This window comes from Bifidobacterium aerophilum (genome assembly GCF_010667685.1).
Classification (GTDB): Bacteria; Actinomycetota; Actinomycetes; order Actinomycetales; family Bifidobacteriaceae; genus Bifidobacterium; species Bifidobacterium aerophilum.
Map to the genome: position 1 here is coordinate 1 of NZ_WHZW01000016.1, position 25,836 is coordinate 25,836.

Sequence of the window (25,836 nt, forward strand, 5' to 3'; positions counted from 1 at the left end):
GACCTACCTCTCCGATGTTCACCTCGCGCTCATCGCCATCCACCTCAAACGACCCTTAGAGTAAACACACCCTAGTATAACCAAATACACCGTAATCTTTCAATCGTTGAGCAATTACGGCCGTGTCAGCCTGCACTTTATCATCATAGGTTTTTTGCGACATCGTAAACTGATATTCTCGATCATCGTATCCACCAGTATTCGCCATTCCCATCATAATGAAATGCTGCGCCGGTAAGGTTAGATTCTTGTCATACGGCATAACGGTCTGAGTTTCAATGAACCGCTGATACGACACATGCGTTCCGACGAATCCGACGCCGGTTATCGCTAGGACGACCAACAACGGAATAATTGCGCGCCAACGGATCTGATTAATAATCCAGACAACAATGCAAGCAAAGGCCGGGATGACCGCCGATGGCTTCATGGCATACGTGACCGCCATAGTAATTCCGAAAAGTAGCAACAGAGCGACGTTCTTTGCTGATTTGACATATGACAAGTCAATCGCATCCGCTTTCAGGAAGTGCAGCGAAAAGGCCAGCAAAGCAAGCACAAACGGAAGACAAAACACATCACTGTATGGCTGCATGCACCATCCCGACAAACCAAGCAAGGCACACCAAAAGAAAAGAACGACATTCGCTATCAGTGCATCACCATATCGAAGAGCAATACGGTATGCGGCGATGGCGCATATATCGACAGTCAGAACAGACAACACACGTAGCGTCATCGTAAGATGAATCTGTGTGTCCGCGAACGGCAGCAGCCTGTGAATACCGAGCTCTATGAAATAGATCAGATAGTTGTTCGGGGAATTAGACAGGTACTCATATCCATTCAGACCTTTTGAAGTAATGACATTGGGATCAATGACATATTGAACGATCCATCCGCTATCTGCATCATTGAACGGCCCCATCGCAATCATTACTAACAGCTGAATGACTACCATACAGCCGAAAAGGATCCACTTATAACGAATAATGTTGCGGAGCATCCGGCTAATCCGGTGTCTCACTGTTTCAGAGACAAACAGTATAGACGACAGGAACAGCATCATTACGAGGAAAACCGTCGACGGACGATTGTTCTTGCTCACATCGATATCCGTCATCTGAGGGGCATATGCACGCAAAGCGCAATACATCCACCACATCAAAAGAACAAGCAGGATGAAAAAGCCAGAAAGAACAATAACCCTATACCACCTCACAGATGGCTTACTTGCAGCATTATGTTTCACGATAATTCCCAATCAACACACAGATGATTCGTATTACACACGAACATCACACATTGCACTTACTTGTTCAAGCGTTCTTCTTGAACAAGATAATTAGGCCTTTCCTTCGTCTGCATGAAAATTCGACCCAAATATTCGCCGATGATGCCAAGACTCAGCAATTGGACGCCGCCTAATATCAGCATCACGATCATAATAGAGGCGTATCCCGGCACGTCAATGCCGAAGATAAGAGTACGGAACAGAATGATCAGCGCATAGATGACCGCCACGATGGATACGATGCCGCCGAGCCAAGTGGCGATCTTCAACGGCAGCGTCGTAAAGCTGGTGATCCCGTCCATTGCCAGGTGGAACAGCTTATAGTAGTTCCACTTGGTTTTGCCTGCCGCCCTCTTGTCTCGATCATACAAAAACTCTATCTTTTTGAAGCCGATCCAGCTGAACAGGGCTTTTGAATTCCGTTCGGACTCATTAAGACGTTTCAACGCATCAATGCATTTGCGATCCAGTAGGCGGAAATCACCGGTGTCTTTCTGAATCGTCACGCCGGACACTTCCTGCAGCAGATCGTAATACCAGCGACTCGTTGCTTTCTTCAGCCAGCTTTCCCCCGCACGGGACCTGCGACGCGCATATACGTCGTCATACCCCTGCCGCCATAATTCCGCCATCTGAGGAATGAGTTCAGGCGGGTCCTGAAGGTCCGCATCGATGATTACTAATCCGTCAGTATGTACGTTTTCTATCCCGGCGAACATGGCCTTCTCCTTGCCGAAATTGCGGGACAGGAATATATACTCCACGTTAGGGCGTGTCTTTGCATAATCCTTGATCAGGGAGCAGGTACCATCCTTGGATCCGTCATCCACGAACAGAAGCGTATAGTCTAAGCCCCCCCCCCGATGCCGCGACCAGCTTGTCCATCCGCTCAAAAAGAATCGGCAAAGACTCCTGCTCGTTATAGCACGGGATAAGAATTGTTATGGTCCGCTTCCGAGAAAAGTCCGCATGCGCGCCCATACATTATCCCTTTCCAAAATCCAACGGATCAGCAACGCACAAGCCCAGCTTCCTCTATAAGGGCACCAGCCTCAATCTGATCCGTTGTTAGTTTACACTACAAGAGCAAGTTGGTAATCGGTCCAATCGCCATAACTTGATATGTCATTGGCCATATCTCTGCTTGTGTTCGATATGTGTTATAAACACAGAATGGGAATGCCATTGACGTCCGATAGAGCCCGATGCAGATCGGGGGTGTAAAGGCCACTGACTACTATCGGGCATAGTAGTCTAGGCGTTTCGTCGCCGGAATAAAGAAGAGGGCATTTCATGGCATCACATAGATTCATCCGTCAACGGCACACCCGACGGAGTCATCCCCTGCTGGCAATGATAACGGTTTGTCTGCTTTCGTTTGGCCTTCTGTGCAATACCGCATACGCTACGGACGATGTGTCCGAACCGACACATACGACTCAATCCGAGACAGGCGCATCAAACGGGTCCGGGAACAACGATTCGTCGATCCCGGATTCCGAAACCGCAAACGATCAGAAGGATCAGAAGCCGGATCAGACAAATTCCGATTCCGCAACGGAAGCATCGATAGGCAACGGGAACACGGAAGATCAGCCGAGCGCAGACGATTCCAACTCGTCGGATGCATCCGACGACGTATCCGATGACACCGCAGGAATCACACCCGACGACTCCGCGGTCACGACTCAGGTAGCCCCATCCGAGAAGACCACTAGTGTCGTTCTTCCCGACGGCATGTACACCTTCGCATCCCAACTTTCTGGGCACCGTCTGCTCGAGATCGCGAACGGCTCGACGAAGAACGGCGGAAAAGCACAGCTATACGACAACAACTATGCCTCCTGCCAGAGGTGGAAAATCATCAACGACGACACCGGACTGGTCCTCGTCAATGTCAGGAGCGGCAAGGTGCTTGAGGTGCCCGGAGCACGGGCCTCAAGGGGCGCGCGAGTCAAGCAGTATAAGTCCAATGGCACCGCCGCGCAACGCTGGATCGCGGAACAGACCGCCAAAGGCATCGTACTGCACTCGGCACTGAACAAGAACATGGTGCTCGACGTGGCCAGCGCGAACTCGGCAAACGGTGCGGCCGTACAGCTCTACACGGCGAATGGTACAAACGCGCAGGCGTGGATCACCACCAATGAGACCGCCGCCTTGACTGATCTAGCCCAAGCCAACAAAGGCACCGTTCCGGACGGCGTGTATGGATTCGCGAGCGCATTGACCGGCAGCCGTCTTCTTGAGATCGCCGGCGGCTCATCGCAGAACGGAGGCAATGCACAGACCTACCGCAACAACCGTACGTCAGCGCAGCGCTGGCAAGTAACCAACGATGCGAACGGCTTCCTGACACTGAAAAACGTACGTAGCGGCAAGGTACTCGACGTGGCCGGAGCATCTGCGAAAAACGGCACGAATGTGCAACAGTATGCGGCAAATGGCAGTCGCGCCCAGCAGTGGATCGCGGTGAAGACCGGCAACGGCATCGTGCTGCATTCCGCGTTGAATGCCAAACTGGTACTGGACATCGCGGCTGGGCAAGCCAAGGACGGCGCAAACGTGCAGATCTATCAGGAGAACGGTACCAAGGCGCAAAGCTGGTCGCTTGACACTTCGGCGTATGTGCGCGGTTCGATCGAGTCGTATTACAGCAGAAACTCCTCTTGGCTTGGCGTGCCGAAGGCAAACGAGCAGGCCGACGGCAATTATGTTGTGCAGGAATTCCAGAACGGCACCGTATATTCGAAGAACAATGGCGGCACCTATGCGGTGCGCAACAACGGCATGCAGAATACGTATGCGGAACAGGGTGGCCCGTCCGGCTGGCTCGGCTACCCGATCAGTGACGCGCAGACTAACAAGAACCGCACCGCACAGCAGTTCGAACACGGCGCGATCGTGAGGAATTCCAACGGCTCAGTGCTGTTCGTTAAAGGCGAGATCAACTCGTACTGGACGACGCAAGGTGGTTTCGGCGGCTGGCTCGGGTGGCCGACGGCTAACGAACAGGCCGACGGCAACGGCAATTACTCACAGAGCTTCGACGGCGGCACCGTGCACTGGTATGCCGACGGATCGTCGGTGGCCAGCATCCAGTCGAAATGGACGGCGCTTGGCGGAGACTCCGGATCATTGGGGGAACCGGCCGACAAGATCACCGTGCAGACCCCGCAGGGGTATGTACGCACGTTCAAGAAGGGCATGATCTTCGCCACGTCCGCGACGGATGTCTCCACGGCCGTGGTGATGGACTCGAACATCTTCACCTATTGGAACAGCAAGGGCGGTCTGAAAAGCTATCTTGGTCTGCCTACCGGCGATGCGCTCACCGTCAAGGGCGGCGTCTCCCAAACATTTAAGGGTGGCACCGTGTTTTGGAGCAAAGAGACCGGCGCGCACAGCGTCCGTTCCGGAGCGTTTCTGAACGAGTACGCCAAGATGAAGTATGAACAGGGCAAGCTTGGATTCCCCACCTCCGAGGAACAAACAATTCGCGGAGGTAAGTCGCAGGTATTCCAGAATGGACAGATTCACTGGTCGTCCGCAACCGGCGCACATGCAACCATCGGGGCGATCCTCTCATACTGGTCCAGTCGAGGCTGGCAGAACGGCTGGCTGGGCTTCCCCACCGGTGACGAATTGACAGTCAAGGGCGGCGTCTCCCAGACGTTCCAGCACGGCACGGTGTTCTGGAGCAAGAAAACCAACGCGCACGGCGTCAAAGGCGCGATCCTGAGCAAATACGCGAACATGAGGTACGAGCAGGGTAAGCTCGGCTTCCCTACCTCCGATGAGACCGGCACCGTGCGCGGCGGCGTCTGGCAGTCGTTCCAGAACGGCACGATGTATTGGAAGTCCGATACCGGCGCACATGCCGTGGCCAACGGATTCTTCGGCTGGTATCGCAACGACGGCTACGAACGCGGCATCCACGGGTTCCCAACCTCAGACGAGTATCTTGATCGTGGCCACGCCCGTCAGAACTTCGAGCATGGCTCGTACTGGTGGGGCGGCATGCCGTCCGGCACATACTCGTTCGGCATCCAGTGGGCCGGCCAGCCGAACACGTATTACTGCGTGCCAACATCCGGTTACATGATCATGCGCAACGCCAAGCGACTGACGTCCCCGAACGGCACTCGTCTGTCCATCGACGCGATAGCCCGCTACATGGGCGCCGGTACGGACGGCACATGGAACAACGAGAACAAGGCAGGCCTGAACGCCTGGCTCGGCGCCAACTATTACGAGCTATACGGGTACCCGAGCTACAGCACGCTGAAGAACCGCATCCTGCACTCGTATGAGACCGGTTACGCGCCGATGATCCTCGAACATGAGCGTCGCGGCGGATATCACCCGAACGGACATCCCAATGCCACGTTCTCGCATGCGCTCGTTCTTGACCAGTACAACACCAAGGACGACGGCATCCTGCTTGTGGATCCGCTTGCCTCGTACGGCGGCAAGCAGAAGTTCTGGGACCACCTGTCGGGATTCCGCAACGCCTATCTGACGGTCAGTTCCGATGGCGATGCGCCCGGCATCATGGCCACCCGCTGAACCCGAACAGACACAGTGAGGAACGATCGTGAACAACCCTAGCGATACCGAATCGACGCGAACGACGAAACGTCGTCGAATCTGGGCCTTGGCCATCGCGGCAGTCATCGTTGTGGCGATTATCGTCGCCGCGACGGTGGCGTTCGTCGTGACGCACGGCACCGATCAGGCGAACAGCGGCAAGGCCACGTCCCAGATCAAACCGTCGAAGTCGGACGGCGCCACCGTAACGCAGCCGAAAAAGACCGACGACAACGACGTCACGACCAAAAACGATCTTCCGTTCACCCTGGACGGCGTGACGGTCAGCGGCGGTACCGTGGAGGTTTCCGAGGGAACCAGTGCGGCCACGCTTGCTGATTCATGGACGTTCGGCGGCGATTTTTCGCAAATCGGTTCGTTCCCGATCGATACGACGACGGTGTTCGGCTCGACGACCAGCGATCCGAACGACCTGACCGCCTACTACGCTGCCCTGCTCCGCCAGGACGGCAGTACGCAAAGCGTGGACGAAAACGGCGCCGGAACCGGTGCCACGCCGGGTGCTACGTTCTACGAGCCGCAGGACGGTACCGGCGATGCGTCGCGCATCGTGTGGCGGTCGTCCTCGATGAACAACACCACGCAGACGGGTGTGGACAACTGGCGTCTGCAGATGTGGGAAGCCAGCAGCAACACCGCGCATACACTCGGCACCGCCGCAAGCCTCAACGGGCGGGACGATACGCCGCAAACCTACGGCGAGGTCGTGCCGACATTCAACGCCGATCACGCGTTCTTCTCGTCCAACGTCATGCGTGACGGTTCGTGGGTCGAAGCCGTGCTGTCGTTCGATCTCAACGGCAACGGCGATGCCGCTCCGCGCGTGGTCGGCGACGGCAACTTCCCGGCCGCGGTCGACGACGGCGTGCTGTTCGCCGGCAATGCCTCACAGAAGAACCAGTTCCGTGCTTACGCGACGTTGAAGCACGATGACGGCCAGTCATCCACGAACGTGTTCACCGTGCATTCGAACGGCGACAAATGGGGTATCTCCGGTGTCTGGGCGCACGGCAAATACCGTGCCGTGAGCTTCTCGGACGGCACGACCGACAGCGGCAACTACATCGGCCTGTGGTCCGACGATTTCAAGACGAACCTCGGCTGGGTGCACGTCAAATCCGCCAGCGTGGTCGCCTCGATGAACGATCAGTGGATCGTATGGGGATCCGGCTCGCAAAACGACAACGCCGGCATGTACGCATTCAACTGGTCGAACCAGACCGTCAAATATCTCGGCGAACTATCCGGTTATTCCCGACCGACCATCGCATCCGACAACAATACGGTGATGGTGCCCACCCACAGCGGTTCCGCCCAAGCGGTCGGCTTCACCGTGGGAACGTTGGAATAGTTTTACCACGCATAGCGAAGGGGCTGTTCGGAAACCACATAAGGTTTCCGAACAGCCCCTTCGCTTATTGTGTCCTTACTTCTTCAGCGTCCACCGCTGGGCGGAGGAACCGTTATAGGACCACAGCTGGATGTTCGCACCGTTGTTCCGGGAACCGCCGGAGACATCCACGGCCATGTTCTCGGCGAGCGCCGAGTACAGGACCACGCGGCCACGGCTGTCCTTCGTCAGAATCCACTTCTGTGCGTAGGACTTGTTCGACTGGTACTGCTGGATGTTCGCACCCTTGCCGGTGCCGGCTCCGGCGACGTCCAGCACCTTGCCGGACTTCACGTTGGTCAAGGTCACATAGCCCTTGCCATCATGCGTCACCTTCCACTTCTGGGCACTGGTGCCGTTCGCGGTGTAAAGCTGCACGTTCGCACCGTTCTTCTTGGAACCGCCTGCCACGTCGACGCGCATGGAGTCCTTCGCCGTGGACACGATCTCATAGGTGCCGTCGGCGACGTCACCCGCGTGATCCTTGGCGAAGGCGTCCAGCCGGCCGCGCAGTGTCTTGGTCGTCGTGAAGATCCAACGCTGGGCGCCGGAGTTGTTGGACGACCAGATCTGCACGTTCGTACCGTTCTTGGTCGAGGCTCCCGCCACATCCAGCACGAGGTCGGGCGAAACGCCGGACACCAGCTTGAACACCGATCCGGACTTCACCGCGATCCACTTCTGGGCGTAGGTGCGGTTCGACGCGTACTGCTGCACGTTCGCACCGGACTTTGCCGCGGCACCGGCGATGTCGAGCACCTTGCCGGACTTGGCGTTGGTGAACGTCACGTAGCCGTCGGCATCGTGGGACACGATCCATGCCTGCGCATCGGTGCGATTCGAAGCATACAGCTGCACGTTCGCGCCATTGTTCTTCGAGCCGGCGGCAACGTCCAGCACCTGCGACGACTTGTTGCTCGTCGCGATCGTGTATGTGCCGTTCTTCAGATCATCGCGATGCTCGTCGGCAAGACGGTCCAGCTTCTCTCGAGGGCTGGTGGCATCCACGAACTTCCAACGCTGGGCGAGGTTCTGTCCGTTCTGTGTGAACGCGTACAGCTGCAACATGCTGCCGTTGGCGTTCTTCGCGCCCGGCACGTCAAGCGACATGCCTTCCAGTCCGTCGGCGACCGGACGGATCGCGAACGTACCGTTTTCAGCGGCCACGATCTTCCATTCGGTGCCATACGTATCGGATGCCTCACGTTGTTCGATGCGTGAACCATTGGTCGCATGCAGCGGATAGGCAAGCGGCAAGCGCGATCCTTGGTTGACGATCGTATAATTGCCATTCTTCAGCGCGGTGACACGGTACTTCTGCGCGTCTGTAGTGTTCCTCGTATAGAGCTGCACGTTCGCGCGCGCTTTCTTGGAACCGCCCGGAATGTCTAGCACACGTTCGGTGCCACTCAGCGCGGTCGCAATCGCGAAGGTACCGGTGCCGAGCGCCACGTCCACATGCACGGTCACGCCGTCCGACCATCCGGAAACGGAACCGTGCACGTCGAAACCGCCCACCTTGGCATACTGTGTCTTGGAGAACGAATCCCAGACGACCTTCTCGTTGGTGGTCTGGCCGTTCGACCAGGTGGCTTGCACGGTGCTCGGCAGCACCGGCGCCTTGCGGGCCGGAGTGGTCACGGTTTGCGGAGCCGCCACGGAGACGATGTTCTTCCACTGGGCGTACAGCTGCACGTCGGCCGTCACTGCAGTGTCGAAATCGTATGCATTGCGACCATCCGCGTCAGTGGTCCAACCAACGAACACATAATCGTCGCGGGTCGGATCCTTCGGCTTGCTGGCCTTGCCGCCTTCGGCGACCTTCTGCTCGCTGGTCGAAGAACCGCCTCGGGAATCGAACCGTACCGTAAACGCACGTACCAGTTTCGACGTGGCCTGTGCAAGATCGGATGCGGCCTTGCTGAGCTGCGCCGGAGTCGACTGTTCATCGTCTGCGACCTTATGGACGGCGTCGCGTACGATGATGAACTCCTTCCACGAATCGGCGGTGTAGTCGGATTCGTTGAGCTGATCGGCCTTAGCAAGGCTGGCCTGAAGGCTGCTGCGATCCGCTTCGGCAACAGTGATCGTGAAGGTCGTGGTCTTGGTGGTATCGGCAACATAGGTCACGGTCACGGTCTTGGTACCAACCGTATTCAATTCAGGTTTCGACACCGTGTATTCGCCGGAGGAGAGCTCACGCTGTGAACCGTCCGCCAACGTCGCGGCGACGGCAAGACCCGCGGTGTCAAATACGTCACCGACATGGTATGCAGTGTGCTCCGGCGCTGCCGTCACCGTAATGGCGGTCACGTCAGGAGTCCACTTGGCATACAGGTCGAATACTCCATTGGCGGTCGGTACGAGATTCCTGACGGACTGTTTGTCCTGATAGGAATCGCCCGTCGAATCGGCCTTGGTATTCCAACCGGCGAACTGCCAATCCTTGCGAGAGAAAGTGTTTTCGCGCAATGTGACGCTTACGCCGTAGGAGACCTTCTGGTCAACGGTCTGGTCGTTCACAGCACCATCGTTGAGATGGAAGCGGATCGTATAGGAATTGACGGTCCACTGAGCATACAGTGTGACGTCCGCGGTCACCGGCTTGGTGAAGTCGAACGGCTCCTTGCCTTCCTTATCGGTAGCCCATCCGGCGAACGTGTATCCGGCGCGGGTCGGCGCGGCAGGCGCCGCCGCGATGCCGCCGTCCTTTACCGAAACAGCCGCCACATCGGAGCCGCCCTGCGTATCGAATGTGATCGTACGATCGGCGATGATCTGGCTGAACGCCCTGAGCGACTGCAACGGATACCCGTGATCGTCGAACAACGCCTGATTATCCCAGCCGGAAGCGCCCCAGCTGTCGTACTCGGTATTGTTCGGATCGTTGTCCTTGGAGTATTCGCTGGCCCAGCCGGTACCGTAATCGTTGGAGTATGTACGGTTGATCTGCCAGTGGTTCGTACCGGCGACCACGGCGATCCACGCAGGCTCCCAGTAGAATGCACCAAGGCCGAGATCAGTGCCGCCGTCTGCGGTGGTGACCGTCTCCATGATGTCGTGGATGACGTCGGCCTGCCCCTGCGCGGAAGCCGCGTAATCGCTCACGCCGCCGTCGACCAGGTTGTTGGCGAAACCGTCGCTGTCCTGCATGGTGAACGGCTGGCTGAACTCAACCACCGCGAACTTCTTCTTGTACGTTTCGGTGATGACCTTCTCGGACTTGACGAGCGCGGCCATGCCGTCCTTCGGATCGGTGCCGTCGCTGCCGGCCGACCAGAACGGGTAGTAGGTCATGCCGAACACGTCGTAGTCGAGCTTGTACTGCTGGAAGTTCTTCGCGATGACGCCGACCGTCCACGAGTCGGAATACATCATGTGCACGGCGATCTGTGTCTTCGGCGAATATTTGCGGATCGCTTTGGACGCCTCGTTCATCAGCTCGACCAGGCGTTCCCAGTTCGGGTCCTTGTCGAAGCTGTAGCCGTTGCTGCACACGGTGACGCCAAGCAAGCCGCAGTTGCTTTCGTTGCCGATCTGCACCATGCCCAGATCCACGCCGTTGTCATTCATGGTCTGCATGAACTTGGCGGTGAAATCATAGACATCGGTCTTCAGCTGGCTGTAGCTGTGGTTCTTCCACGCCTTCGGCGTGCGCCACGAGGACGCATAGAAGTCGTTGTAATGGATGTCCACATTGACCTTCAGGCCGTACTTCGTGGCTTCCTTGGCCATCTCGGTGACATTCTCGAGATCGTTGTTGCCGCCGCCGTAGGAGCGTCCCTGCGCATCGTATGGATCGTTGAACAGGCGCAGACGCACCCAGTTCATGCCGTTGTCCTTGAGGATCTTGAACAGGGATTCTTCCTTGCCATCGAAGTTCTTGAACCGCACGCCGGCGTCGTAGAGCGCCTGATAGCTGGAGACGTCCGCGCCTCGGATCGTGTCCTCGGTCACGGTCGGGATCGGCTCGACCGAAGCGGTCTCCTTGGTCGCACCGGTGTCCGCACCGGACGCATACGAATCCTGCGCCTCCGGCACCAGATCCGAGTCGGCAGGGTTTGCGGCCGCAAGCTGCGCGAACATCTTCAGCGACTGGAGCGGCTGGCCGAGATCGTCGAACAGCGTGGTGTCATCCTGCTGGGACGCGCCGCCGTTGTTCGCGTAATCGACGTATCCGGCCGCATACTTGCTCACCCAACCGGTACCGTAATCATTGGCCGCGTTCCAGTTGTCGGTGGCGTACCACAGGCCTGCCTTGACCGCGATCCATGTGGCGTCACCGTAGAACACGCCGGCGCCGTTCGCGTTGTTCTTCGCGGAAACGATCGACTTGTACAGCTTGCGCATGTAGTCGGCCTGACCCTGCGGGGTCAGTTCACCGCCGTTCTTGACGATATCCGCGCCGCCGGTCGTGTTGGACTGGCCGTCGGAATCGTACTGGGTGAACGGGTAGAGCGTGTCGAGCACGGCGAGCGACTTGCCGTACTCCTCGGACACCATCTGCCGGGTCTGCGCAAGCGCGGACAGATCGTCGTACGCGGCATACACCTTGGTGCCGAGCACATCGTAGTCGACCTTGTAGTACTTGAGCATGTCCACGTAGGTGGTGACCAGCACCGGCGTGACCGACGACGTGCCGACCGCGATCAGCGTATCCGCCGAGTTCGCGGAGACCGACTTGCTGGCCGCTTCGATCAGCGCGGCGATCGACTTCCAGTTATCGGCTCCGAGGAAGCCACCCTGCAAGGCCTTGTCATCGTCATAGTACGGAGAGCTGATTTCGTTGCCGATCGTCACCATGTCCGGGACCACGCCACCGGCCTTGAGCGTAGACAGTGCCTGCGCGGTGTAGTCGGAGACCTTAGCGACGAGCTTGGTCTCGTCCTTGGCGGTCGGCCAGCCCTTGGGCAGCTTCTGCACGGTCTTCGACGTGTAGAAATCCGAGTATAGGAACTGGATGTTGACCTTCAGGCCGTTGGCCTGAGCTGCCTTGGCGGTCTTCAGCGCGTTGTCAAGCGTCGGGTTTCCGCCGCCGTAGGTGTTGCCGTTCGCATCGGCCGGGTTCACCGCCACCTTGAGCAATACGTAGTTGACGCCGCTGTCCTTGAGCAGCTGCATGAGTCCGTTGTCATCGATCTCATTGCCATCGAAGTCATGGAACTTCACTCCGGCGCTCTTCTCGGCCTGATACGAGGTGAGGTTGACGCCGCGGACGGTGTCGTCGGTCATCGAGGAGATGCCTGCGACACTGGCCGGCAGATCCTTCATACCGGTGTCGGTTCCCTGGTTCCATGCATCAGGAGCGTTCGGATCTTCCGCCGTGGGAGCGACGGAATTCAGGGTCTGCGCGGACTGCTCCAACAGTTCACGTTGCAGTTTGACCGCCTCTTTAGCGGCCTCGGCACGACGCTCAGTGCTAGTGGCTGCAGCACCATCGAGGGGGGCGTCAGCCGTATTGGCAACGGCCACGGAAACGGGGAGCAGCATGGATACCGAAGTCAACGCCGCACAGGCGATGGCCAGAATCTTCTTGCCGTTCATCTTCTTTTTCCTTCTTCTTATACTGTGACTTGCATGCACACGTTTCCCGATAACGATGTCAGGGTTCGACCTGCCACCCGGTGCGCGCGTTTTGCAATACCTCCCAAATATATCCCCCGAACCGGAAAACCGGTTCGATATCGGGACCGCACCAGTCCCGTCACAAGCTAAGACCAGCACCTCACATATAGTGGTAGGCATGTCCGAACAGATCGAGAACCCGACCGTCGCCGTGCTGCTGCCCTGCTACAACGAGGAAATCACGATCGGCAAGGTCGTGCGCGACTTCCGCGCGGCGCTGCCGAACGCGACCGTATACGTGTACGACAACAACTCCACCGACCGCACCGCCCAGATCGCCGCCGCCGAAGGCGCGATCGTGCGCAAGGAACCCCGCCAGGGCAAAGGCAACGTCATCCGAGCCATGTTCGAGGACATCGACGCCGACGTGTACGTCATGGCCGACGGCGACGACACCTACCCCGCCGACGCCGCACCCGCCATGGTCGCCAAGATCCTCGAAGGCTACGACATGGTCATCGGCGACCGCCTCTCCTCCACATACTTCCAGGAGAACAAACGACCCTTCCACAACTTCGGCAACCGACTCGTACGCGCCTCCATTAACGGGCTCTTCCAGGCGAACGTCACCGACATCATGACTGGTTACCGCGCGTTCAGCTTCACGTTCGTCAAGACCTACCCCGTGCTCTCCCGCGGCTTCGAGGTCGAAACGGAAATGACCATCCACTCCCTGAACAACAACCTGCGCCTGTACGAAATGCCGATCCAATACCGCGACCGCCCCGCGGGCTCGGTGTCCAAACTCGACACCGTCGGCGACGGCATCAAGGTCATGAGCACCATTTTCCGCATGATCCGCGAATACAAGCCCCTTCCGTTCTTCGGTGGACTCGGTCTGATCATCGGCCTGATCGGCGTGATCCTGTGCGGCACCGTCACCGCCGAATTCATGCACACCGGCATGGTCGCCCACTTCCCCACCCTCATCGGCGCCACCATGCTCGTCATCGCCGGACTGCTCCTCATCATCACCGGCATCATCCTCGACGTCATCGCCAAAAACAACCGCAAGACCTACGTCATCGACGCCAACAAACTCGCGTATCTCAAACGACAGGGCAGGTAACAAAGTCACGGTTTTCTCGGCGCGGGGAACGGGGAATGCGGGGATGGACGCTTCGCGGATTTCTCCGAGCGGTTGCCTTACCGAATGCACCGCAGCCTCTGCTTACCAGAGCACCACAATGCGTATCGTCTAAACGACCAGCGGCATGTGGGAATGGGAATCGTCATGGTTTTCCCCTTCGGAAACCATGACGATTCCCTCGCGATCAGCAGTAACCGTGGTCCCATAAACCAGCGAGAACCGTCACATAACAACCCGAAGAGGCGGAATCTCACGCGAGCACACGTACGGCTCCTCTCAATCCCAGCACACCTGTATCAGCTGGCATAGTCCAACGTCAGTGCATCGCCCGCCACAAAACCGATCCCGGGTCGGTTCACGCCGTCCCGGCATGGCAATCGTCGCCGACGCCTGCCAAGACTAGATAAAGTCGCGACACACTCCGAAGAGAAAAACAGTTACAGAACCTTAAGCAGTTGCTGTTTGGTCCGAATCAACGCCTCCAACAGATCTATGGATTCATTCAGTTGGGCCATGGCCGCTTTCTTGGATTCTAATTTCGCGTCGAGCATATCGATTTCCTTCCTTAGCGTCTGACGATTCAAGGTGGCATCGTTCAAGTTCATCGACCGTTCCGAAGCAACCGACGACACTCCCATCGTCCTGCCTTCCAAATCGAAGGCATGCTTGGCCTTGATCTCAGACCTCAATTGATCCAAAGTATCTTGGCTAATGGCCCAATGGCCGGCCGCATCCTTCGTAGCCACAAGAGTGCCTTTATGGATACGCTTTGATAATGCAGAACTGGTAATTCCCAAGCATTTTGCAGCCTCCTTGAGAACATACAACTTACTCTGCGACATTTCCCATCAACCTTTCTCAAGCTTTCCAAGCCATAATGGATCCATTCAAATATGAGAATACACCATCATGGGAATTCATAGGAACTTATTGGGAATTCTCTTGGAGGCGAGCAAACGAACATACAAAGCCAACACACGCAAACCCCAGACCTGGCGAGCAAGCAAGCACAACGATCGCCACATGAGCTGATCCACACAGACATGCGCGGACAATGGACAACACCTTGTTGATATCGCCGCCCGTCCCGGAATCGGCTTGGCCACAATCTCCCCAGATTCTCAAATGCACTGACATTCATACCTCTTTCGCCGAAGTAGCCAAGTTCAAGAACGTTCCCGCTCTCATCACCTGCCATGATACAACATCTTTTAGATTAAAATGAATAAGAAGTTATAAATTATTATCGTCGCAGCCAAGCAGACCTTGATATCATGATATATGGTGTCCGAAGACTGCCCTCCATGAGCGCGCTAGGCGCACATCTGTCGCGGTTGTTCTCCATGCACGAAGGAGCCTGACCGAAAACGAACAGATTCTGCACCCAGCGGCGTATGCACTGTCTCCCTCCTTCCGAGGGAGTGGATTGAAATTTATTGGTTTTCATCTAGGACACCAAGGCAACCGGCATGCCCGCTGTCGCATGAAGGCGGGCATGCCGGTCTCACACGCAAAATGTCATCAGCCACGCCACCACCATCGGCAATCACAAGCATCACCGCGGCCTCATGCTTGCAATGGTCGCCTTTTGCGGCAAACGGACAACTGCACGCGACGAGCCTGTACGCACCATCATCGGGCACGCGGACGGAAATTGCCACGCGCCGGCGGGGAACTCACGTCGATTATCCGGCGTTCTCATCTGTTCCCGACGTGAGGATGCCACGCAGCGGTTCCGATGCCCGTATCATCAACGGACGTTTCCCGCTCTGTTCGACGAGGCCTGCATTCAGCAACTCCCCCACGTATTTCCTTGCGCTTTGCTTGGACAGTCTGAGATGATTCGCGGCATCGTCCAGCGACATGGACTTGAACGAATCGAACAGTTCTTCCTGGACCACCGCATACAGCAGCGAGAGCGCGTTCCCGGACAGACCATGCCGTTCCGCGAGTCGTCTGCAGACTACAGCACCCTTGTCGAGCTGATCGACCTTGACTCCCAGCTCATCGATCAGCTCGTCCTGTGCCTGCTGGATGAATCCGAGGACAGTATTCACAAAGAACGTGAGCTCACCGCAATTCAGCGTGTCCTCCGCCTCAGCGAACGCCTTGTAGTAGGCGTTCTTGCGTTCCGCTATGGTGCGGGACAGCGACAGCACGGTGGGCATGGTCAGATCGCGATTCAGATACAAAGCCAGCAGGTACCGGCCCGTTCTGCCATTGCCATCGTAAAAAGGATGGACGTACTCGAACAGGAAATGCGACATGATGGCCGACTGCAAGCGCGGAATCTCGTCGGAGGACGCAAGATGGATCATGTCCGTCAGCAGCGAGGCGATGGAGCTCTCACCACTGATGCCGGTATGGATCGCCGTGCCGCGCGGACCTTGTATTTCCACATCATGCCGTCTGAACAGATCGCCATCGGGCTTGTCGTTCTCATCGATCTCGTCAAGCACGACCTTGTCGTAAATATCACGGATATCCGAGATATCCCTAGGCAGCGCGAAATCCTCATCGGCAAGGTTCAAATACAGTTTGGCGAACTCGCTGAACCGTGCTTTGGAACCATCACCCTCTTTCCGCGCTCGTTCGGCCACCGACACTGCATTCTGCGTCTCTTTGCGGGTACTGCGCACCCCTTCCATCTCATTGGTGGCGAACAGTTCCTCGCTGATGGAATGCCGTATGTAATCCCAGCGCATGACGCCGGGAATCTGATTCCATAACCGGGATACCCGCCTTTCGGCAAGCAGCACCCGCTCCGTCAGCATCGCTGTATCCCGAGGCGTGGCAGCAAACAGCTCCCCCAACGGGGTCATGATTCCGGTTCGGAACGTGGAATCAGCTTCAAGACGCCGTGCCGCCATCTTCTCATGATTATTGAAGGCATCATTCGACCTGTCGGCGTGGAACAGCCTCGCCAAACTTTTATATTTCATATCCATAAGTACGACTCACTTCCATAACACCCACCTTAGTTATAGAAACTATAAGATAGATGGCACAATAAGTCAATCAGAGATGTCATACACACATCACATAGCATCAATAACTCCGCATCACAGGCAAAGTCAAACAACCAATCCAAAACTATGTTAGAATTACCTAACAAAGATGCCGATGTTAGATATTCATAACATGGAGTTTCCGTGCACATTGCAAGCGATATCCGATCGGTGCGGCAATTGGCCGCAAGCGTGCGAGATGCCCGTCTTGCCAAAGGCTTGACGCAAGCCGACTTGGCCGAATACATCGGCGTGAGCCGCCCATGGATCAGTCAGTTCGAGCAAGGAAAGATCGCAAACGCCGGCTTTGGGCACATCCTCGATCTGTGCCGAGTCCTTGACATTACGGTCACGGTTTCATACGGAGAGGATTCCACTTCTGCAGGTCCCGCAAGAGATCCCACCGAGATGAAACACGATGGTCCTTCCGTCGTCAAAACCATGTCCGGAGGTTCCGCCGACGACGATTCCGACGATATCGATTCCGACGATGCCGACGAACTCCCCGACATGCATCAAGCGTCTGTTTCCGATTGGATGAACGCAATTCACGCATTGGACCGCTCGCGGTCGGAACAATTCGACGAAGTACTGCGACATGCTGCGCAGCAGATAAATGACACTCAGCGAATAAATTTGGATCAGATGATGAACGTGACCCAAAACGCACAACGCACACCTTTTCAAACGATTAAGCAGCAACTGGATTCTCTACAGCGCTTGACAATGATCATGCCATATCTCAAGGAGATCACCGGAGACAGCATGACCCCCATTCTTAACAACTTACGCACATCCAACATATCTAGGTTGCTCCCGACCTCCAAGTCAACGGAGCCAGAAGAGCCAAAGAAGGAAAACGAATCCGATGACAAAGCCCAAAACTCTTGACGTACTCTTGGAAGGCCGCCACATAGGAACGCTCCGGGAAGAACGCTCCGGCAAACATACGTTCACTTATGATATGGATAGCTCCAGCTCAGCCCAGCTTTCGCTCTCAATGCCACGACGGATGGCACCTTGGGAAGGGGCACCCGTCGAAGCATATATCGACGGGATATTACCGGACGCCCTGGTCGTACGGCAACGAATCGCGCGCATGTATGGAGTCAATGCGCACAATCCCTTCTCCCTGTTGACCGCAGTAGGATTGGATTGCGGCGGCGGAGTCCAGTTCGTAGCGCCCGATGATAATGGGAACCTTATTCTTGATGAGACTGTTCGTCCACTAAATAGCACGCAGATCGCCCAACGATTACATCGTATATCTGGAACACAGCAGGCATCGTGGCAAAGTATGGGCGAACATTGGTCGCTCAACGGTGCACATGACAAGATCGCATTAAGGTTCATCAGCGGGCAGTGGTATGAGGTCGAAGGCGCAGCCGCCACGACACATATAATCAAACCAGGCATTCATGAACTGCACGAACAAGCATTCAACGAATACCTATGCATGAAGACCGCAGAGCACCTATCAATTCCAGTTGCGCAAACCGATTATCAGGTATTCGATGACATCCCGGCATTGGTAAGCGCACGTTGGGATCGAGTCGTCGACGACAGGCCCACGCCTGCACTTGTTCGGCGACTGCATCAAGAAGATCTATGTCAGGCGATGAGCATCATGACCGCACAAAAATACCAAGCCGAAGGCGGACCAGACGCAGTCGAGATCATACGATTCCTAAGAGCCAACGGTTTTGCGAATGATGACGTACATTTTTTCATCAGAGCTTTGGTGTTTAATTATCTCATAGCAGGATCCGATGCGCATGCGAAAAACTACGCAATTCTAGAACCCGCCGGGGAACGTCCCCGACTGGCTCCTTTATATGACATTGCATCGTTATTTCCTTACGCCACGCAGCGAAAGGATCGCAAACTCGCCATGAGTATAGGAGGAGAGTACTCGTGGGAACGAATTGATTTACGGCATTGGCAGCGTTTCGCCGATACGCTCGGCGGACCATCCGATCGCGAGATAGTATTCGACACACTCATCGATCTCGCCACACGCACAGTACCGGCTTTTCTGCAGGCATCCGTCGAAGCACTTAGCAAAACCACGTCCTTGCCTTCAGCCACCGACGAGAGCCAAAAGAATAAGGGAATTATCGCCACACGTATACAAAGCGGCATCATCGGGCAGTGTACCCGGGTACTGAAATGGTTCTCCGTAAAGGGTGGCAGCTAAACAAAGATATAACGACTATGGCGAATGCGTTCCATTCAAATGCAACGCATTCGCCATCACCTTCGCCGACCGCCGGCCGGACAAACTGAGAAAAACCACCAATTACACACTTAAAAGACGGTCCTCAGCGAGAACTCAGTCGTCGCCGTAATGTCTTCCAGTTGATTCCATGCGGACCTGCTCTTTGCGCTCCATCAGATCAGATTTCAGATACGTTCGGGCATTGCCTTGCTTGTCTCCTGTTTGTTCCGTGTAATAGGTACGGAAGAACCCGTGGCTGACATGAAGGGCCTCCGCGGCCTTGGCATCGTTCTCGTATACTGTGTCATTAAGCCGTCGATACACGTCGGTGAAGTTCTCGATTGCGGCGGTCAATCGATTTAATGCTCTTATAAGCTGCGCTTCGTTCATCATTTCCATCCTTAATGTTCAACAGCAATAGATTGCCGCATTTATAGGCTAAATGAAGTGATCACCGGACCGTCCTGCCTGGACTAGTTTCCCCAGTTGAAAGCAAACCATCCGGTTTCTCGGGAAAGGAAAGGAATGACAGTACCAATGTGCATACAACAACGTATCAGAATACTCGACACGAGCGAAGTGTCACTGTGACACACATCCAAGGAGCTCGGGGGTTGGCTTGTGCCAAAGTCATGAAGCACACGAGGAAGGACGGCTGATCACCCGGATCGGGATGTCTCATCTCGAGGCCACCGAAACTTGGCCCATTCAAGACGCCGGTCGACGGATGGTTGGAGGCGGACCGGCTGTTCGATAATCTCGGACCGCCACATAAGAAACCGATGATGCTATGACAGGAACCGCGAAAACCTGCCGTCTACTATCCCCGTACCGCAGGCGATCACTTCCGGCAATGCAACGCCAAAATTGATCGCCGAGCATGCGGGAGCGGAAACCGATGCCACTGGGCAATTATCTGAAAATGTTGTCCTCACTGCGTCTGATCGAGCGCAGGGTACCGTTCTGGAAGAACCCCGACAAATCACGAAAAGGCATGCACAGCATCGCCGACCCGTTTTTCGCGTACTGGTTTCGTTTCGTCAGACGCAATATAGGTGTTCCGGAAACCGGCATCAGCGAACAGGTACCCAAAACGCGCATTTCGCATTGTTGACGAAGAATCCGGTCGAGACCGGACCCACAGAATCAATACCAAAGAGATGATGCCATGAAATCCGTTTCGGAGGAGAATCTGTATGCCTCATGAGCGATATAGACGCGTTATACGCTATTCGAATTCCAAACATGGTCAATATGATACTAAAAGTTATTCGTTAAAGAATGCAATCATTCTATACTTGACGATGAACTTGCAGAGAATATATTTATGATGATATAGTGATGAAATCACCAAAGACTGGAGAGACATGTCATCAATCAAAGAAAAATATCAATTCAAGATAAACGAAATTCATCTAAATGGTAATATATCAATTCCTCCCAAAAAAGCAAATATCATAATAGGAGCAAATAACGTAGGGAAGAGTCTTTTTCTAAAAGAAATTAGAGATTATCTTTTTGGAAAAGAAAACATAAGAAAAATAATATCAAACATAGACCATCAACTCCCAGAATCTTTTGACGCTTTAAACTCAACCTATAATATCACAAACAAAGTATATAAGGACAGCAATGGCAACTGGAATCTAAAATCATATTCGAATACTATAGATAATTATGATTACATGAATTCCATAGTCGCAGATATATACACTCAGACAGCATCGGGATACTCAAATAATCCATGTACAGATATCGATCTATGTATCAAAAATCGCGACAATTTAAGCTTCCGAAAACTTTGCGGATCCCTCTTTTTCCAATATCTTGGTACGGAAGAACGACTTTCTATCTGCAAAATGCAGAAAAACCTAGGAGTAGATGATTATAGAAGTAATTTATTATCGAGTATAAAACATCATCCGAAAACATTAAAGGCCCTCTCTACTAGCACAAAAAATATCTTCAATAAAGAAATCTATCTTGATACAGACACCTTAGGCGATCGCATATGCTTTAGAGTCGATGAGAACTTTTCTCATATTATAAATCAGGCAAGATTTAACGAAAATGATGTCCAGTATATTTGTTCAAAACCTTTACTGGACGAACAAGGCGACGGACTTAAGAGTTTTGTATCAACATTTTTATCAATAAATACCGATGAAAAAGACATCTTACTCTTAGATGAGCCCGAAGCATTTCTTCATCCACCACTGGCAAGACAAATGGGAGAAATGATAGGACAAGCATGCGAGACAAAGGATATAAGCATTTATATCGCAACGCATAGTGTTGAAATCCTCAAAGGCATCTTATCAAAATGCCATGATGTCAACATCATTAGATTAGATCAAAAGGAAAATAAGTTTAACGTAAAAATAATACCGCAAGAAACTTTAAATTCGGTTATTTTAAACCCATTGTTACGCTCTTCGAAAGTTCTTGAAGGTCTATTCTGCGAAAAAGTCATAGTAACGGAATCCGATGCAGATGAAATCATTTATCAAGAATTAATAGAGAAGAAATCCCCCGAATCAGGAATATACTTTACCCACAGCCAGAATAAACAAACCTCAATACACATTACCGATTTCTATAGAAAAGTTGGAGTTCACTGTTTAATTATCAGTGACTTTGACTTCATTAGAGACACTAAAGATGTTGCAAAATTCCTCAGCGAGTGCTCGAAAATTAAAGAAAACGACAAACAACAAATTTTATCAGAGATAGATAAAATTCATGATATCATTAAACAAAAGTTTTCAAATTCACAAAATATTGATACGCAGGAATTTGATAGTCTAGAAATGGAATCCACTAAAGAGTGGAAGGCATATAAGAATATGTTATATCATCAGCAAGGGCTAAGAGCTTTTTCAGGAAACGATGAAAAGACTCTTCAAAATATACTTGAAATACTTCAAAAGTTAGGGCTCTTCATTGTTCCCAGCGGCGAGCTTGAAACCATCCTTGAAAGCTTTGGAATCGAATATACGTCAAACAAGCAAAACTGGATCATAAATGCGCTTCAAAGAATTAATGAAATCGATAAAGACAATATTGAAAAAAGTGACGAATTAAACAATTTCCTTGATTCAATAATTTCTTATTGATATGAAAGTTTACTTTAACTACAACATGCAGCCTATTTTACCGAAGATGAGTTTGTCATCAATGAATATTTGATTTTGCTGGGTGCGGTGGAAATCTGGCACTGTGTCGTGCTTGGTAATCATTGAGTGTGGCAGGTCATGCGGCCGGTGCGAGCAATCTGCGCCATTCAGCCGGGCTCATGCCGTTCAGGTGATGCTTGATGCGGCGTTCGCACTGCCAGCGTAGGTAGGCGTCCAACCGCCGCGCGAACTCGTCGAGAGCCACGCCGCGCCAGTCGCGGTTGTGGAAGAATGTGTTTTGTCAAGTTGAAGTGGGCCGTTTCGGCGTTTCTTGTGGTCCGTTTGAGCGGTTGGTTGGGGGTGCGGATGTTTTTTGGACGGCTAGGCGGCCAGTCCAAGGTATTTGCGGTACTGCACCGGGCTCATCCAGCCCAGCGACTGCTTGATACGGGTTTCATTGTAGTGGGTCAGGTAGGCTGACAGGCGTCGATGGAACTCGTCGTAGCCGACGTCCGTCCAGACGCGTCCGTGGTAGAACTCGTTCTTGAGTTTGCCGAAGAAGCCCTCGGCCGCCGCGTTGTCGGGGGAACAGCCCTTCGCGCTCATCGACCTGGCCAGTCCGTGCTCGTCGCATATCGCGATCCACTCGGGCCATCGGTAGTGCACGCCGCGGTCCGAATGGATGACCGGTCTGTCGCCGTCCTTGAGCGTGGCGACGGCGTCCAGGAGCATCCTGTTCGCCATGTCGGCGTTCGGCGACCTCGACAGCGTCCAGGAGACGACCATCCCGTCGAAGCAGTCGACCACCGGGGAGAGCCAGCACTTGTACCCGTCCATGGTGAACTGGGTGACGTCCGTGACCCACAGCCGGTTCGGAGCGTCGGCGTGGAAGTCCCTGTCCACGAGGTTCGCGGGCGCCTCGCTCACCTCGCCGGCGTACGAGCTCCACCGCTTCGGACGCTTCAGGTACACGGGCCTGAGGTTCTCCTCGCGCATGATCCGGCGCATGACCTTCTCGGAGACGACGAGCGGATCCGCCCCGTCCATGCGCAGCATCCGGTGTATGCGCCGATAGCCCCACACGCGACCACCGGCCTCGAACAGGTCCGTGACGCGGGCCCGCAGCACGGCGTATCTGTCGCCAGCGGCGATGACGCCGCGCTCGTAATAGTAGGTGCTGCACCTCACCCCCACGGCATCCAAGGAAGCCTTCAGGCCGAACTCACCCCTGATCGCGTCGACGACCCGCGCCCTCTCCCCGTTCGTCAGCATGGACGGGTCGAGGCGCGGGTCGTCGGCTTTTAAAACCCTGATCGTCTCCCGCATCACCGCGTTCTCCAGCCGCAGGGTCTCCACCTGCCGGCGCAACGCCTCCACGGCCGCGCCCTCCGCCGGCGGGACGTCCGATGCGACGTCGCTTTCCCGTCCCGTGACCATGCCGGCGCCGCCTTCCTCGCGATACCTGCGGGCCCACGCGTACACGCTCGACGGCGTGCACCCCACCGCCGCGGCGACCGTCCTCGCGTCGCCGCCGCGCAGGAGCGCGCGTGCGGCCTCCAATCTGGTCTCCAGCGTATACGACGCCCCGTATCCGCCCGGAACCGGTGGCCGGTACCGCGGGTCGGCGTGCACCCATGCGTCAATCGTGGCGCGCACGGGCATGTTCTCCATCCCGGCGATGGCGCGCACGCTCAACCCATCCACGAAATGCAGATCAAGGACACGCACCCTTATCTCCTGCGAATACATCACGGACTCCAATCCGGACGCCCAAGGCGTCCAACATTTCGTCCACACCCCAACTCCATCTCCATCTTGAGGTTACCGAAAGAACCCCTCCGCGGCCGCGTTATCCGGACCGCATCCCTTGCGTGACATGCTGCGCGTCCACCCCGCACTGCCCATCCCGGCCACCGGTAGTGGCATCCGCGGTCGGAATGCACCACGACGCACCCGGCCTGACATCGAGCCGATGGTCGCCGGATATTCTCGTGGATGTCCAACGGACGCGGCCACCGGCAAGCGCGCATGAGATTGAGGTGCACCATACGTCGGCTGAACTCATACCGCAGGTTTTAGTGATGCAATCGCTTACACCATTGATTAATACCGTTATGCCAGAGTCCAATGTATGTGGTGTCGATGCGCTGACAGAGATAAAGAGGCCATTTCCAATTGTTGTACATAATTTGGGAGAATGCTTGTCCTAAAACGAGACCCCAGACGCCCATGCGCATAGGGCCGCAGAACAGGCATACTAATGCACAACCTGCCACCGCAGCGATTAAAAAACCGTTCATATAAGGAATTTCATTCATGCTTATGATAAAGCTGCAAAAAATGGAATGCTGCTGAAGCAGAGCCATATAAGCACATAATGCGATAAACAACGAGTAATCAACATCTACATCAGGTTTGAACAGAGGTAGCAGTGGCAAGATAATGGCAGTTACACCGATCGTGCCTGCAATATATAGAATCCAGTAAACTACGATGCTAGCGGAGATAATATTCTTTTGTTGTTCGCGGTTGTTCTCAGCATATGCGGACTGCAGAGCGGGGAGAAATGACCTAGGATACGCCGCTGCAAAATTATAAAGTGCAGTTGCAAGCTGAAGAAGCACAGAGTATGTACCGGTTTGTTCAAGGGTAAGAAATAGCGAACAGAAGATTGAAGTGGCCTGTGTGGATGCATATGTTGCAAGGCTAACTATGCCATCCTTCCAAGCGAGATGCGAGACTGTGCCTAAAACGGATTGTATCTCCTTGAATGTGATTGGTTGCTTGTCTATTTTTCGTCCAGCTTCAATATCGCGATGTTTACGCATACGGATGATGGCAAATCCACGTAGTAAAAGTGCATTGGTCAAATATCCGATTGATGCGCCAAGTAGCCCATATCCCATAATTAGAAGAACGCCGCTGACTATCAGCTGCATAGCCTTGGCGATGGTTTTGGCTTGGTTTTCTCCAGCTACATCTCCATATCCACGCAGAATAGTGATGGAATACAGGAAATATAGGTTCAAAAAGATAGACAGGCAGAACAGAATCCACGCCCCCCAGTGCCCGTCGTCCTTCATACCATAGGTAATGTGAGATATGTATACGGTTCCACCTGTGACCAAGATCAGGAGTGTGATACTGGCTATACCAGCATAGATAAGTTTGGATGCTCGAATGACGGTGTTGAGCAGGTGCCAGTCGATACCTTTTCGCACAGCCGATGCATCACGCCCAGTGGCAGTAAGGCGACGAGTACCGCTGAGTACATAGACTATGTTACGTGCGAATGTGGGAGTAAAGCCGAATTCAAAAAGCATGGCTAAGTTAGCGATAGCTAAGTACACATACCACAATCCAAGCTCATCACCGGATAAAAACCTCATAAGCAAAGGTAATAAAATGAACCCACTCGCCATAGACACTACAGTGCCTACATAATTCCAAATAATATCCGAACGCCTAGTTTTAAGAGCCATTA

Annotated in this window: 15 protein-coding genes and 2 pseudogenes; 7 read left to right on the forward strand and 10 right to left on the reverse strand. The window is 54.4% G+C overall.

Annotated elements, in window-relative coordinates; all coding sequences use genetic code 11:
* Positions 1 to 55: 55 nt before the first annotated feature.
* Both GFD25_RS08155 and GFD25_RS08160 read right to left on the reverse strand, forming a co-directional pair.
* Positions 56 to 1,252, reverse strand: a complete 1,197-nt coding sequence (locus GFD25_RS08155; protein WP_163231742.1) for a glycosyltransferase family protein — start codon at positions 1,250 to 1,252, stop codon at positions 56 to 58.
* A gap of 59 nt (positions 1,253 to 1,311) precedes the next feature.
* Positions 1,312 to 2,124, reverse strand: coding sequence for a glycosyltransferase family 2 protein (locus GFD25_RS08160; protein ID WP_338024642.1), 813 nt, complete (start codon positions 2,122 to 2,124; stop codon positions 1,312 to 1,314).
* A gap of 907 nt (positions 2,125 to 3,031) precedes the next feature.
* On the opposite strand from GFD25_RS08160, the gene GFD25_RS08165 reads away from it, so the two are divergent.
* Together GFD25_RS08165 and GFD25_RS08170 are read left to right on the forward strand one after the other, a co-directional pair.
* Positions 3,032 to 5,863, forward strand: a complete 2,832-nt coding sequence (locus GFD25_RS08165; RefSeq protein WP_163231744.1) for an RICIN domain-containing protein — start codon at positions 3,032 to 3,034, stop codon at positions 5,861 to 5,863.
* Between the two features lie 88 nt (positions 5,864 to 5,951).
* Positions 5,952 to 7,256: a hypothetical protein gene (locus tag GFD25_RS08170; protein WP_163231746.1), complete on the forward strand. Its 1,305-nt coding sequence runs from the start codon at positions 5,952 to 5,954 to the stop codon at positions 7,254 to 7,256.
* A gap of 75 nt (positions 7,257 to 7,331) precedes the next feature.
* On the opposite strand, the gene GFD25_RS08175 is transcribed toward GFD25_RS08170, so the two are convergent.
* Positions 7,332 to 12,839 (reverse strand): glycosyl hydrolase 53 family protein, encoded by a 5,508-nt coding sequence (locus GFD25_RS08175; protein ID WP_204314837.1) that lies wholly within the window; start codon positions 12,837 to 12,839, stop codon positions 7,332 to 7,334.
* A 199-nt stretch (positions 12,840 to 13,038) separates the two neighbouring features.
* On the opposite strand from GFD25_RS08175, the gene GFD25_RS08180 reads away from it, so the two are divergent.
* Positions 13,039 to 13,989, forward strand: a complete 951-nt coding sequence (locus GFD25_RS08180) for a glycosyltransferase family 2 protein (RefSeq protein ID WP_163231750.1) — start codon at positions 13,039 to 13,041, stop codon at positions 13,987 to 13,989.
* A 458-nt stretch (positions 13,990 to 14,447) separates the two neighbouring features.
* Here GFD25_RS08180 and GFD25_RS08185 read toward each other — a convergent pair whose 3' ends face one another.
* Both GFD25_RS08185 and GFD25_RS08190 read right to left on the reverse strand, forming a co-directional pair.
* On the reverse strand, positions 14,448 to 14,852 hold the full coding sequence (locus GFD25_RS08185) for a hypothetical protein (RefSeq protein WP_163231752.1): 405 nt from the start codon (positions 14,850 to 14,852) through the stop codon (positions 14,448 to 14,450).
* An 843-nt stretch (positions 14,853 to 15,695) separates the two neighbouring features.
* The gene (locus GFD25_RS08190; protein ID WP_204314838.1) at positions 15,696 to 16,958 is read right to left on the reverse strand and encodes a Fic family protein; all 1,263 of its coding nucleotides are present in this window, start codon (positions 16,956 to 16,958) and stop codon (positions 15,696 to 15,698) included.
* Positions 16,959 to 17,162: 204 nt separating this feature from the next.
* Here GFD25_RS08190 and GFD25_RS08195 point away from each other — a divergent pair, with 204 nt between their 5' ends.
* Complete coding sequence (locus tag GFD25_RS08195) at positions 17,163 to 17,909, forward strand: helix-turn-helix domain-containing protein (protein WP_163231754.1); 747 nt, start codon at positions 17,163 to 17,165, stop codon at positions 17,907 to 17,909.
* On the forward strand, positions 17,887 to 19,215 hold the full coding sequence (locus GFD25_RS08200) for a type II toxin-antitoxin system HipA family toxin (protein WP_163231756.1): 1,329 nt from the start codon (positions 17,887 to 17,889) through the stop codon (positions 19,213 to 19,215). Before GFD25_RS08195 ends, GFD25_RS08200 begins: the two co-directional genes overlap by 23 nt.
* A gap of 135 nt (positions 19,216 to 19,350) precedes the next feature.
* Here GFD25_RS08200 and GFD25_RS08205 read toward each other — a convergent pair whose 3' ends face one another.
* A complete protein-coding gene (locus tag GFD25_RS08205) occupies positions 19,351 to 19,626 on the reverse strand; it encodes a hypothetical protein (RefSeq protein ID WP_163231757.1) in 276 nt (91 codons plus the stop codon).
* Positions 19,627 to 20,134: 508 nt separating this feature from the next.
* On the opposite strand from GFD25_RS08205, the gene GFD25_RS08210 reads away from it, so the two are divergent.
* Together GFD25_RS08210 and GFD25_RS08215 are read left to right on the forward strand one after the other, a co-directional pair.
* Entirely contained in the window at positions 20,135 to 20,350 is a 216-nt protein-coding gene (locus tag GFD25_RS08210; RefSeq protein ID WP_163231759.1) for a hypothetical protein, read from the forward strand.
* Positions 20,351 to 20,603: 253 nt separating this feature from the next.
* A complete protein-coding gene (locus GFD25_RS08215; protein ID WP_163231761.1) occupies positions 20,604 to 22,352 on the forward strand; it encodes an ATP-dependent nuclease in 1,749 nt (582 codons plus the stop codon).
* A 136-nt stretch (positions 22,353 to 22,488) separates the two neighbouring features.
* Here the strand turns inward: GFD25_RS08215 and GFD25_RS12405 are convergent, their stop codons facing one another.
* The 4 genes and pseudogenes from GFD25_RS12405 to wzx all read right to left on the reverse strand — a co-directional run bounded on the left by GFD25_RS12405 (position 22,489) and on the right by wzx (position 25,834).
* The gene (locus GFD25_RS12405; protein WP_275575583.1) at positions 22,489 to 22,617 is read right to left on the reverse strand and encodes a hypothetical protein; all 129 of its coding nucleotides are present in this window, start codon (positions 22,615 to 22,617) and stop codon (positions 22,489 to 22,491) included.
* A gap of 116 nt (positions 22,618 to 22,733) precedes the next feature.
* Positions 22,734 to 23,987: pseudogene (locus GFD25_RS08220) on the reverse strand (IS3 family transposase); the annotation flags it as partial.
* 192 nt (positions 23,988 to 24,179) lie between these two features.
* Positions 24,180 to 24,298: pseudogene (locus GFD25_RS12245) on the reverse strand (IS3 family transposase); the annotation flags it as partial.
* Positions 24,299 to 24,427: 129 nt separating this feature from the next.
* Positions 24,428 to 25,834: an O-unit flippase-like protein gene (gene wzx / locus GFD25_RS08225; RefSeq protein ID WP_163231763.1), complete on the reverse strand. Its 1,407-nt coding sequence runs from the start codon at positions 25,832 to 25,834 to the stop codon at positions 24,428 to 24,430.
* Positions 25,835 to 25,836 lie beyond the last annotated feature (2 nt).

Bases quoted from the DNA above. Each gene is read 5' to 3' on its own strand.
- GFD25_RS08185 (WP_163231752.1), bottom strand. From the start codon at position 14,852: ATGTCGCAGAGTAAGTTGTATGTTCTCAAGGAGGCTGCAAAATGCTTG.
- wzx (WP_163231763.1), bottom strand. From the start codon at position 25,834: ATGGCTCTTAAAACTAGGCGTTCGGATATTATTTGGAATTATGTAGGC.
- GFD25_RS08165 (WP_163231744.1), top strand. From the start codon at position 3,032: ATGTACACCTTCGCATCCCAACTTTCTGGGCACCGTCTGCTCGAGATC.
- GFD25_RS08200 (WP_163231756.1), top strand. From the start codon at position 17,887: ATGACAAAGCCCAAAACTCTTGACGTACTCTTGGAAGGCCGCCACATA.
- GFD25_RS08190 (WP_204314838.1), bottom strand. From the start codon at position 16,958: ATGGATATGAAATATAAAAGTTTGGCGAGGCTGTTCCACGCCGACAGG.
- GFD25_RS08215 (WP_163231761.1), top strand. From the start codon at position 20,604: ATGTCATCAATCAAAGAAAAATATCAATTCAAGATAAACGAAATTCAT.
- GFD25_RS08175 (WP_204314837.1), bottom strand. From the start codon at position 12,839: ATGAACGGCAAGAAGATTCTGGCCATCGCCTGTGCGGCGTTGACTTCG.
- GFD25_RS08180 (WP_163231750.1), top strand. From the start codon at position 13,039: ATGTCCGAACAGATCGAGAACCCGACCGTCGCCGTGCTGCTGCCCTGC.
- GFD25_RS08210 (WP_163231759.1), top strand. From the start codon at position 20,135: ATGCCACTGGGCAATTATCTGAAAATGTTGTCCTCACTGCGTCTGATC.
- GFD25_RS08205 (WP_163231757.1), bottom strand. From the start codon at position 19,626: ATGAACGAAGCGCAGCTTATAAGAGCATTAAATCGATTGACCGCCGCA.